This is a genomic window from Butyrivibrio sp. WCD2001 (assembly GCF_000424485.1).
Classification (GTDB): Bacteria; Bacillota; Clostridia; order Lachnospirales; family Lachnospiraceae; genus Butyrivibrio.
Genome location: NZ_AUJZ01000035.1, coordinates 1 through 11551 on the forward strand (window position 1 = coordinate 1; position 11551 = coordinate 11551).

The following is an 11551-nucleotide window of genomic DNA, read 5'->3' on the forward strand; positions in this document are numbered from 1 at the left end:
TACGGGATCATGTTTGCACTTACGGAAGAGAGCTATACATCCAAAGCGGATTTCCTTGCGATGGATGAGATCCCTGTGTATAAAAAGGGCAGGAAGTCTGACTATGTTTTTTCGGGAAAAAGGATAAAGCGTGGACTCTACAGGCACTACGATGGGACAATAACAAATGCAGACATAAACGGAGCTGCAAATATCTTAAGAAAAGTATTCCCAAAGGTAACCCAATGGGATAGAGGCATAGTGGACATGCCCTGTTCTTTGGGATGCACTAAGCATCCCAAAGGTTCATGCCGCTCTGCGGCATAACAGAAACCTCTTCCGACGCAGAGTCGGTGGAGGCAGTTCATCCGGTTTTCCTGTTAATGACAGGATTATATGAAAATATCTATGCAATCCAGAACGACCCAGCTCTTACTTTTTTGCTTAGAACCCCGAAAATAACATTAGAACCACTAAGCTTGCATCAAATAACGAAACAGTATGCAGATATTTTTCAGATTGATGAAGACGATGCCAAGAACCTTGCACGGATAACTAAGGGATATGCTTTTGCATTCCAAGCGCTAGGTCTTCTATATTATGAATATAGAGATGAAATGGAGTTAAGAGAAATTCTCCTCAAGCTTGATGATATGCTTGAGGATTTTGTATATAAAAAAATATGGTCCTCATTATCAAAGCAGGATAGAGCAGTCATTCTTGCAATAAAAAAGGATGAGACCAAAGTCAGTGAAATATGTAAGAAGGTAGGCATGACATCTGCTGTTTTCTCAAGATATCGTGATAGACTGATAAAAAGAGGTATAATCATATCTTCGGGACATGGTTATATTTCTTTGCTACTTCCTCGATTTGAGATTGTTGCTAAAACTTATGAATAAGGTCTTCTGAACAACGGATTATCTTTATACAAATGAAATCTTTTATAAAACTTACAGACTTCAAGAAAAGTGAATTATTGGAGATTTTCAAGATTGCTGATTCTATAGAGCAGTATGAGGGCTTCTTAAAAGGAAAGACTATCGTTATGTTCTTTCCATCATCCAGCATAAGAACCAGAGTGTCTTTTGAAAAGGGTATTTTTCTTCTCGGTGGGCAATCCATATTATTTGATCCTGCAACGTTAGATAAAAAGGAAGATATCAGGGATGTTTGCGGATATCTTCAAAATTGGGCTGATGCTGTTATAGTCCGTTACCCGGATATTACTATGCTTGATAAAATGGCTGCAGCTATGACAATACCAGTTATAAATGCACTGACAAATGATAACCATCCTTGTGAAATGATGTCTGATTTATATGCACTCTCAAAAGTCAGAGCTGATTACCTTAAGGATGAGTATTTGTTTGTAGGGGCAGATGGAAATATAGGGAGAGCCTGGAAAGAAGCTTCAGAGGCACTCGGATTTTCATTAACTCAGAGTAGTCCTGCAAAGTATCAAATCTCTGGAGTTACTTGTAATGATAACTTGAAGAATGCGCTTGAAGGTAAAGATATTATTTGTACGGATTCCATTCCTTCAAACATGATAGGGGAATTTAAAGATTATCAGATTTCTAAAGACTTGATGGGAGTAGCAAATAAAGGCGCTATCCTAAATCCATGTCCGCCATTTTATAGAGGCGAAGAAGTAACAGAAGATGTAATTGATTCTGATTACTTTGTGGGATATGAGTTTAAACAGAGTTTATTAAAAGTGCAGCAGGCAATTTTAATCTATTGCTTATCAGATTAAGATGATGAGTATGAAGTGATAGAGGTAACAGAATAAAATGTGAACATATTCATATAAAAATGACTTTTTGGTTTCAATGACAAAAGACGGATTCATCTGTATAATTTTCTTAAATGAAACAGATGGGAGATAGATATTATCGATGGGTGAGGATATAAAAAAAGATCCTTTTGAGGAATATATAAGGCATGTTGAACCGGATAAGAGAAAACTTGGTTATGCCTGGTATACAGCTGTCGGACTTCAGGCTGTTGATGGACTTAAGACTTCAGACTATCTTAAAGATACCGCGCAAAATAATATTGAAGGAAAAATAACCATCTCAGAAGCAGAGAAGCTCATTGAGAGTTATTATGAGACATCAAATTCAAGGGATACTGACAGGACAAAAGAAGCAGACTGCGTATCAGCAAGAATAGCAGCTATATTGTCTGATGATGCATTCACTTTTTCACTGCCTCAGTATCTTGGTATTCATAAGAGACTTTTTGAAGGAATATATGACCATGCCGGAAAAATCAGGGACTATAATATTTCTAAAAAAGAATGGGTAGTGGATGGAGCATCTGTACATTATGGTAATGCCTTGGATTTGAAAGCTACACTTGAGTATGATCTACAGACCGAAAAGGAATATGAGTATTCTTATGATAATATCAGAGATGATATCAGACATCTTTCGAGATTCGTCGCTAACCTATGGCAAATACATGCTTTTGGGGAGGGGAATACAAGAACAACCGCTGTTTTCTTTATCAAATATCTGAGGACAATGGGATTTGATGTTACTAACGAAATATTTGCTGAGAATGCATGGTACTTTAGAAATGCGCTTGTAAGGGCAAATTACAACGATTATTCAAAGGGAGTACATGCTACTACTGAGTATTTGGAATCATTTATGCGAAATCTTTTACTTGGTGAGCATAATGAACTGCATAACAGAAATATGCATATCAGTGGATATTTCGAAAAACAGGACATTGAGAAAGCAAAGCAGGACATTGGTGATAAAAAACAGGACATTGAGGAACAAAAACAGGACATTCATATCCCGGAGGAGATAGGAAACAAAACAAAGAATAATATTATCAGTTTGTTTAAAAAATATGGATATGAATCATTTTTTGGAAGATCGGAAGTGATGGAAACACTATCTATCACAGCATCTCCGGCATCAGCTTTGATTAAGCGGATGCTTGATATGGAAATTATATATCCTATGAAGGGAAAGGGAAAAGGTAAATACCTTTTCAAAAAGTAAAATTATGCAAGTGGCCTTGTACGAATATACCGTAGGAACAGTCTTAGTGCTGTTCCTTTTTCTTTTGCAATAATGTAACAACCCGTGACGCGAGGGATGATAGTGATAGCTCTGGAATTGTCCGGGGCTATTATTTTTGTCTGAAAAAAGGTATGATTATTCATAAGTTGTCTGAAATGATAGATTTAGGAAGTGTTTGGACGTATGAAGAAATTGTCTGTTTTGTTGGGAATAATAGCAGTGCTTATCGGAACAGTGGTGGTTGCGGGGGTTGTACTTGTAATAAAGAGCAAGAAGAGTTGATAACAAGGAGGAGCTTGTATGAACGCAAGGGAGTATATAGAGATTTTACATGTTGCAGAGAGACTGAAAGATACGCCTCGTCATTGTACTACATCGAAAAGAAGAACTGAGAGTGTGGCAGAGCACAGTTGGCGGATTTCGCTCATGGCATTTCTTCTTAAACATGAGTTTGCAGATATAGATATCAATAAAGTTGTGGATATGTGCCTCATTCATGATCTTGGGGAGTGTTTTACCGGCGACATTCCGACATTTATAAAGACTGATTCCGATAGAGAGGTTGAAGATTCTCTTTTGAACCAGTGGGTTAAATCTCTCCCAGAGGAACTATCTGGGGAGATAGCTGCTCTTTATAAAGAGATGGATGCACAAGAAACTAAGGAGGCTAAGCTATACAAGTCATTGGATAAGCTGGAGGCCCTGATTCAACATAACGAGTCCCCAATTGATACATGGTCTGAAAATGAGTATGAGCTCAATAAGACATATGCGTTTGATACAGTTTCTTTTTCGGAATGGCTTACACAGCTGAGGAAAGCAATTCTTGAAGATACATTAGAAAAGATCGAGAGGGAAGGACAGTAATATGCTGGTTACGGGGTTAAAACATGACAAAAGATGAAGATTACTGTATTTTGGAGTTTATAGCTGAAGGCGGACGGTTTTATCGTTATGACGGAAAAGGCGATTTATCAGCATCTGAGATTGAGACATATGATAATGGCAGGAAATTTGAAAACGGATACAATGCGGCTAACGCAAATGTATGACTAATCCAGGGACAAGGAGCGCTTAAAATGATAATTCGTGAGTATGAAGAAAAAGACCTTCAGCAGATGATAGACATTTGGAATGAGGTGGTTGAAGAGGGAATGGCATTTCCTCAGGAAGATTTTCTTGATGCTGTGTCTGGGAAAGAGTTCTTTGAGTCGCAGAGCTATACAGGAGTGGCTGATGACGATGGAAATATTGTTGGATTATATATTTTGCATCCGAATAATGTTGGTAGATGTGGGCATATTTGTAATGCCAGCTATGCGGTAAGCTCAAAGAGTCGTGGGTTACATATTGGAGAGAAAATGGTAATCGACTGTCTTTCAAAAGGTAAAGAACTCGGTTTTCGAGTATTGCAGTTTAATGCTGTAGTTGAGAGTAATGTGCATGCGAGACACTTATATGAGCGATTAGGCTTTGTGCAGTTGGGAACAATTCCAGATGGATTCAGAATGAAAGACGGGCATTACGAGAATATCTGTCCGTACTATCATACGCTTTAATTTTCAGCAAAATGTACTTATAGCCAATTCTGTAAAACTGCAGAACTGGCTATTTTCTTAGCTTTACTTTTTATCCAAAAGTCTTTCATAATCTTTATTTTTTAGAAACCAAAAGATAAAATAAGTAAAGATTATGGAGGAAAGTACAATATGATCTCATATGAAGGTTTGGAAAATGCACTAAAGGAAAGAGGAATTGGTAAGACTGAGCTTTCAACTGAGCTTGGTCTGTCTACAAGAACTGTGGCTAAAATTGCAAAGGGTGAGAAGTTGTCGCCAAGAAGCATAAAAAAGATAGCAGCATATCTCGGAAAAGATCCTGACTTTTTAATGAAAAGTGTTTCAGATAATAAAATCTTGCAGTTGCTTCGTGAGGAAAAAGATATAAAGCTTCCTGGAGGGCTCTATCATGAGCTACAGGTAAGAGTGACATATAATTCCAATCATATCGAAGGAAGTAAGCTTTCAGAAGATCAGACAAGGCATATCTTCGAAACTGATACAGTTGATATCGGCGATGGCGTTCCTGTTGATGATATTCTTGAAACAGTGCATCACTTCCGCGCAATTGATTATGTAATAGATATAGCAGAGGAAGAACTTTCAGAGGATATAATCAAAAGGCTTCACTACATAATAAAGCATGATACAAAGGAATCAACTTTGTCATGGTTTGCGGTTGGAGATTATAAAAAACGTGCAAATGTCGTAGGGGGCAGAGAGACTTCGAAACCATCTGAAGTGCATAAGCATATGGAGGCACTTCTTAAAGAGTATAATTTAAAAAAGATTGTAACAGTAGAAGATATAATAGCACTTCATGCTGAGTTTGAATATATTCATCCATTCCAGGACGGAAACGGAAGGGTAGGAAGGCTTGTAGCATTAAAGGAATGCCTTAGACACAATATTGTGCCATTCATCATTGAGGATTCCAAGAAGAACTACTACTACAGAGGGCTCAAGGAATGGAGAAATGAAAAAGGATGGCTCATAGATACTTGTCTTGATGGACAGGATACATTTGTAAAGCTTCTTGATTTACTCGAAATTGAGCATGATTGAGATAGTATATGGAACGGAAAATTTGAAGAAAGTTACCGTTTGTGGGAGGAAAGCAGGAAACATACATTTTATAAGCAGTGGGGAACCGGAATACAAGGAGTGAATAGGCATCATTAGCCTAAGGAGGGCGGTGCTAATGGAAAGAAAATCAATTCTGATCAAGGATACAACAAGAGAAGAGAGGGAGCAGATTGTGAAAAACTCTCTCGATTGCGGTGGCGGCTGCGAGAATTGCTCATCTTGCTGGCTTGGCGGGGGAAGTCCCTGGGATATTTATCAGGACTATATTGATGGCAAAAAGGAAATCCGCGAGATAAACATGGAATACATGGAAAAATATCGCCAGGACAGGCAGATTCATTGAGAGGATATGTACTTATGTTAAATGCACCTGAGATAAAAGACTCTACAACTGAAGAACGTAGAGCATATATAAAAGAGAGGTTTCCATGTATTGCAGATTGCGATATGTGCGGACTTTGTAAGGTGTTCCATGGAAAAGACGCTGAGACGGCATATACAGATTACATCAATGGTAACAGGTCTTTTATAGAAGTGTCGGCTGACTATAAGTGAGTTCTTTTAGTATTTCTATATAATTTGTGGTGAGTTGTGATGGACGGTATTGGTTTAACCCCGGATGCCGCCAGAATTCTTCAGAGAATCTCTTGAGGAGTAGCTGGTGCTCAGGCGGAATTCATTCGTGCAATAATTCCTTTTTTACAAAGTTAATCAAGGTACGGATCATATCGGGGTTAGCACGGTAGTATATCTTAGTGTCTACCTTATCCAGAGTCAGCAGATTCTGATCAAGGAGAGCTGAGGTGTGGTGAGATATAGTAGCAGTGGTAAGGCCCAGCATTGATGCCAGTTGCGCACCGTATGCGGGCTTGTCCACTGTAGCTGACAAAATCTCAAATTTACTCTTATCTGCGAGGAGCTTGAGCATCAGGAGCACCTTGTCTTCATCTAGGGTGGCCTGGTTTTTCAGAACGTCTTCAATCCTGATGGATGGATCAAAGATAGCCCCGATGTTGACTATCGCTTTAGGGGCCATCTTAAAGGAAAGTCCCATTGAAACACCCTTTATATAAGTGATATAGATATCACATTCATCAAAATTATTCCCGGATTCATGATCACCATAGAATTCATTCATTATATATGCTGCCATTGATGTCCCGTTAAGGAGACTCTCGAAGTGTTCAGCTACCCGTTTTCCCTTAGCAATAAGTTTTTTTTCAAACTTCTTAATAACCTTGGCTGAACGCTCCATAAGTGAGGCAAACTTCTCACAGTATTCCTTATGATGAATATAAAGCTTTTGCAGGTGCAATTTTTCAGCATCGGAAAAATCCATCTGCTGTATCAGATCAAATATCTCCAGGGCAGATATTTCGTCTTCAGCCTCCTCATCAACCGTACGGGAGCCAAAGGCCTTAACCTCATCATAGAAATTTCTGTTGTATTCAGCTTCGGAAAGATCTTTAAGTTCATCATAATATTTTGAGACAGAGCTCTCCCGCCAGACGCTTTTTCCTACCAGCATCAGAACATTGGCAAAGGAGATTATGCTTTCGCTAAGCTTTGGCATGCCGCAGAAAAAGCGAATATCCTCAGAATCCTTGGAAAACTCTGCTCTGGCAGCGTCTTCGATTTCCTGGAGTAGTTCCACATATCTTTTTGCTTCCTCATCCGGCGTGATGCCATATCTTGCGGCAAGCCTGTTCATATATTCTGTTTCAAAGCCTGCCGGCTGAGCAATCATATTAAGTAATGTAATACTTTCATGTACGTACTGTACTTCTAAATGAAAATGATTCATGCTGCCTCCCTCATGTCTGCGTTATCTGTAGTTTCCTGTTCTTCAAGATTACCTTTTGCAATAAGAACGATGCAGAACACGATTGCCACAACCCCAGCGCCAAGAAATATCTGTGCCACATTTGAGAACTTAAGTAAACCACTGATAAGTCCTGCAGTTACGGGCATGATGGCTGACCCAAGGGCATTTCCGATGCTTGATGTTCTTGCAAGATATTCTTTATCAATTATACGATATGATTCAACGCCAAGGAACATGTTAGCGATTGTTACAAAAAGGCCAAGAATCACGGTAAGTACAACAAGGATACCAAGAGCGACGTAACGATTGGTGTAAAGCGGTGATGCGGCAACGAGGATGAAATATACGGCGGTAATAGCAACTGAAACCATTACAAGTACCATTTTTGCATCCAAACGCTTGTAAATCATAGGGAAAACCAATGAACCGACAAGCATGCTGGCAACGAAGGTAGCGCCAAAGGCTGACAGAAAGAATGCATCGCCATGAAGCAGTTCGCTGACCATAGGAGTCTGAAGGCTGTTCAATGGAACCAGAATTCCGTTTAAGAAAAGAATGATCATGGTGATGGCAACAAGTCTTTTCTTGGTGGCACAGTATAAAAACCCGTCCTTAAGATCCCTCATATATCCGGAAACATTGAAACGCTCTGCATTTTTGTTACTGTCATCCTTAAGCTTCATGGAGAGGATGATAAGAGCTGAAAGTATGAAGGTTATCATGTCAACGTAGATGGCACCTGAGCTGCCGATAAGAGCGATTATTACAGCAGCGACGGCTGTACCTACAAGTTCAACGGTACCGGAAGCAGCTTTGCTGATAGACATGGCTTCGCCATAGAGATGCTCGGGAACGATCTGTGGGAAAAGAGCTGTTCCAGCAGGAACTCTGAAGGCCTCTGCACTGGAGATCACAAGGCTCAGTACCGCAATCATCGGTGCATTCAGAAATCCTATGAGAAGTCCTGTTGCAAGGAGCCCTACACATATAGCTCTGATAAGATCTGTGATCACCATAATCATCTTCTTATTCTTGCGCTCAACCCAGGGACCTGCCAGGGGAGTCAGTATAATTGTAGGGATGCGGTTCAGGGCATAAATAAGAGCTGACCAGCTGGCCTGACCTGTGATCTCATATACGATCCATGAAGACGCGATGGCATCCACTGAATCTCCGAAGCGGTTGATGATCTCTGCTGATAAGTCCTTACGATAGTTTCTGTTCTGTAATAATTCACGAATCTCTGCTTTCATATGTGTTCTCCTGGATTGGATATTTGTCTAATAGTTGTTCGATGAATATAAAATATCACAATATTCGATGTGCGTCAAACATAAATATTAGATATTTATCTATCAATGTATGAGTTGCCATACCCTATTTTAGAAGAAGACAGGGGCTTGATTTTTTTGTTATAGTATTACTATGATACCGGCTATGTGATGCTAAGGGAAAATGGAGCGCCAACATTATAATTGGATAAAATAGCCAAAAAATAATAACTTTCTCCAAATATAACAGCGTTTGTTGATTATATTTGGAGAAAGTTTTATAATTTATACAAATATTATGCGACAAAGGGGTTGCTATGAAAATAATAAGCAGAAGAGAAGAGCGAAGAGAACTAGAATACTGCGAAAAGTCAAAAAAATCCGAACTTATCTGTGTTTATGGCAGAAGAAGAGTGGGAAAAACATTCCTTATTGAGCAAACATTCAAGGATTTTGCCTTCAGAGCAGTAGGCCTTGAAAAAGGTTCAACAAAACAAAAGTTGGCAGCTTTTGAGCAAAGGCTGAAAGAATATGGTGATGATTCAAAATCAACACCAAAAAACTGGTTTGAGGCATTCTCACGCTTGGACAAGATATTATCAAAAGATACAGTAAGACGCTCAACAAATGGTAAAAGAATAGTTTTTTTTGACGAATTTCCTTGGTTTGCGTCAAAAAGGTCAGATTTTTTACTTGCATTTGAGGAGTTTTGGAACAGGAGAGGGACACAGGATGGCGATCTTATGTTCATTCTCTGTGGTTCGGCGACATCTTGGATTATAAAAGAGATAATTAAAAACACGGGGAATATGTATAAACGAGTAACAAAAAGAATATACATAAAGCCATTTACGCTCTCGGAAACCGAACTGTTTTTTAAGGATAGGGAATTCGACTGGCAAAGGGAACAGATAGCTGAATGCCAGATGATATTTGGGGGACTGCCTTTCTTTTTTGATATTATGAATCCATCTCAGAGTCTTGCTCAGAATATGGATAGATTACTATTCTCGAAGGATGCGCTATATAAAGGAGAGACGCAGAAGCTTCTCGAAGCAACTCTTAGTAGTTCACCGATTTATGGAAAAATATTAAGAACGATAGCCTTTTCAAAGTATGGAATTAAGAAATCAAAGGTGAAGGAAATGCTTGGTATCCCCGATGGAACATACTTTAGAGCAATAGAAGACCTTGTTGATTGTGGGTACATTATTGAATACAAGAAAGAATACGAAGATTATAACCCATTGTATATACAACTCGCAGATCCATTTTTACTTTTTCACTACTACTATATTGAGAAACAAAATAAGAATAGTTATGACGATGTCGTAACTGATGTAGGATACTACAGTAACTGGAGAGGGCAGGCGTTTGAAATGCTTTGTTTACAAAACGAATCCTGTATAAAAGGTGCGCTTGGCATAGGTAGTGTAGAGACAGACATTTATCCATGGTATAACAGTGAAGATGAAAAAGATGAGCGGGCTCAGATAGATATTGTAATTGAAAGAGCAGATAAGATAACAAACTTGTGTGAACTGAAATATTCTAATACTCCTTTTGAAATAGATGCAGCTTATGAACAAGACTTGATAAGGAAAAGAGAGATATATCGGGAAAAGACAGGCACAAAACAAGCATTGAAGATAATAATGATTTCTGCAAAAGGGTTAAAAGGGACCGCCCACACATCCTATGTTTCGGAAGTAATAACGCTTGATGATTTATTTGATCAGTAGGGATGGGGAATCTTATGGAAAAAGTGAAATGCAGGCAATGGGAATCCGAAATTAGCAGTAAGAAAATAAGATATGAGGCTTTGCAAAAATATGTATAAATTCAGAGAGATTACAGAGGACGACAATGCTTCTGTTGCTGCGCTTGTCAGGGACAACCTTAAACAGTTTAATCTTGATATTCCGGGAACAGTATATTTTGACGCAGGATTAGACCATCTTAGCGATTATTATGGCAATGATAATAGGAGATATTTTGTCATCGAGAGCGATAATGGAGAGGTTATCGGTGGAATTGGATATGACAGATTTGAACCGCTGAAAGATACCGCTGAACTCCAGAAGCTCTATCTTACGGATGCAGCAAAAGGATCAGGGCTTGGATACGAAATGATAGACTTTATTGAAGAGAGGATGCGAGAAGCGGGATACAAAGTTTCGTATCTGGAGACCCATGACAATCTTCAGGCTGCAATTCATATCTATGAAAAGAAGGGGTATAAAGAAATAGAGCGCCCTGACGCGGTAGTTCACAGTACCATGAACAGATTCTTTAGGAAAGAGCTATGATAATCAGAGCAGATGGGGGTATATTATGAAACTTATTGTTATAGACATACAAAAAGGAATTACCGACGAAAGACTATATAATTTCGACGGATTTATAAAAAATGTGACAAGTATTATCTATGCTGCAAGGAAGAATGATGTTGAGGTTATTTATGATGTATCAGCGATAAAACTCCTTCCGACATAGTCGGTGGGGGATGAATCGCTGGCCCTCAGCGTTTTGCTTTAATATATCGTCCTGTCTTTTCATATTTTCTTTTGTGGTCATCCGTGCGCTGGCTTTCTATATATTTTTTCACTGTCTCAAGTGAAACGGATCCGGTTGTGGCGCAAAAATAACTCCTACTCCAGAAAAGAGCATCTCCCCACAGAAATTTTTCTATATGTTCACGGTATTTGATCCTGACTTCTTTAGAGAGCTGGGACTTTAAGGTGTTGATCAGTTTTACCGGAGCAACATCCGGAGGCATGGAGATAA

Annotated in this window: 15 protein-coding genes and 1 pseudogene; 13 read left to right on the top strand and 3 right to left on the bottom strand. The window is 39.0% G+C overall.

Features of this window, described 5'->3' with window-relative positions; translation table 11 throughout:
- The 10 genes and pseudogenes from G630_RS25165 to G630_RS0117090 all read left to right on the top strand — a co-directional run.
- Positions 1-306 (top strand): annotated as a pseudogene (locus G630_RS25165) (RNA-guided endonuclease InsQ/TnpB family protein); the annotation flags it as partial.
- Complete coding sequence (locus G630_RS22510; RefSeq protein ID WP_022763575.1) at positions 288-881, top strand: winged helix-turn-helix domain-containing protein; 594 nt, start codon at positions 288-290, stop codon at positions 879-881. The pseudogene G630_RS25165 and the gene G630_RS22510, both read left to right, overlap by 19 nt.
- A gap of 32 nt (positions 882-913) precedes the next feature.
- On the top strand, positions 914-1738 hold the full coding sequence (locus tag G630_RS0117050) for an ornithine carbamoyltransferase (RefSeq protein ID WP_022763574.1): 825 nt from the start codon (positions 914-916) through the stop codon (positions 1736-1738).
- Between the two features lie 142 nt (positions 1739-1880).
- On the top strand, positions 1881-3002 hold the full coding sequence (locus tag G630_RS0117055; protein ID WP_242829958.1) for a Fic family protein: 1122 nt from the start codon (positions 1881-1883) through the stop codon (positions 3000-3002).
- A gap of 321 nt (positions 3003-3323) precedes the next feature.
- Positions 3324-3890 carry an HD domain-containing protein gene (locus G630_RS0117065; protein ID WP_026499287.1) on the top strand — a complete coding sequence of 189 codons (567 nt, stop codon included), beginning with the start codon at positions 3324-3326 and terminating at the stop codon, positions 3888-3890.
- A gap of 23 nt (positions 3891-3913) precedes the next feature.
- Positions 3914-4075 carry a hypothetical protein gene (locus tag G630_RS24905; RefSeq protein WP_022763544.1) on the top strand — a complete coding sequence of 54 codons (162 nt, stop codon included), beginning with the start codon at positions 3914-3916 and terminating at the stop codon, positions 4073-4075.
- A 27-nt stretch (positions 4076-4102) separates the two neighbouring features.
- Entirely contained in the window at positions 4103-4582 is a 480-nt protein-coding gene (locus G630_RS0117075) for a GNAT family N-acetyltransferase (protein WP_026499288.1), read from the top strand.
- 150 nt (positions 4583-4732) lie between these two features.
- Complete coding sequence (locus G630_RS0117080) at positions 4733-5647, top strand: Fic family protein (protein ID WP_026499289.1); 915 nt, start codon at positions 4733-4735, stop codon at positions 5645-5647.
- Positions 5648-5783: 136 nt separating this feature from the next.
- Complete coding sequence (locus G630_RS22515; protein ID WP_022763541.1) at positions 5784-6011, top strand: hypothetical protein; 228 nt, start codon at positions 5784-5786, stop codon at positions 6009-6011.
- A gap of 14 nt (positions 6012-6025) precedes the next feature.
- A complete protein-coding gene (locus G630_RS0117090) occupies positions 6026-6223 on the top strand; it encodes a hypothetical protein (protein ID WP_022763540.1) in 198 nt (65 codons plus the stop codon).
- A 121-nt stretch (positions 6224-6344) separates the two neighbouring features.
- Here the strand turns inward: G630_RS0117090 and G630_RS0117095 are convergent, their stop codons facing one another.
- Together G630_RS0117095 and G630_RS0117100 are read right to left on the bottom strand one after the other, a co-directional pair.
- Complete coding sequence (locus tag G630_RS0117095) at positions 6345-7472, bottom strand: ArsR/SmtB family transcription factor (RefSeq protein ID WP_022763539.1); 1128 nt, start codon at positions 7470-7472, stop codon at positions 6345-6347.
- Positions 7469-8746, bottom strand: a complete 1278-nt coding sequence (locus G630_RS0117100) for an MFS transporter (protein ID WP_026499290.1) — start codon at positions 8744-8746, stop codon at positions 7469-7471. The genes G630_RS0117095 and G630_RS0117100 overlap by 4 nt, the downstream gene beginning before the upstream one ends.
- 335 nt (positions 8747-9081) lie before the next feature.
- On the opposite strand from G630_RS0117100, the gene G630_RS0117105 reads away from it, so the two are divergent.
- From G630_RS0117105 to G630_RS24415, 3 genes are all read left to right on the top strand, one after another.
- Positions 9082-10506: an AAA family ATPase gene (locus G630_RS0117105; protein ID WP_026499291.1), complete on the top strand. Its 1425-nt coding sequence runs from the start codon at positions 9082-9084 to the stop codon at positions 10504-10506.
- A 90-nt stretch (positions 10507-10596) separates the two neighbouring features.
- Positions 10597-11073, top strand: coding sequence for a GNAT family N-acetyltransferase (locus G630_RS0117110; protein ID WP_026499292.1), 477 nt, complete (start codon positions 10597-10599; stop codon positions 11071-11073).
- A gap of 25 nt (positions 11074-11098) precedes the next feature.
- Entirely contained in the window at positions 11099-11260 is a 162-nt protein-coding gene (locus tag G630_RS24415) for a hypothetical protein (protein ID WP_330363826.1), read from the top strand.
- Positions 11261-11285: 25 nt separating this feature from the next.
- Here the strand turns inward: G630_RS24415 and tnpA are convergent.
- The coding region (gene tnpA / locus G630_RS22520) for an IS200/IS605 family transposase (RefSeq protein ID WP_044959716.1) at positions 11286-11551 on the bottom strand (266 nt) is incomplete at its 5' end.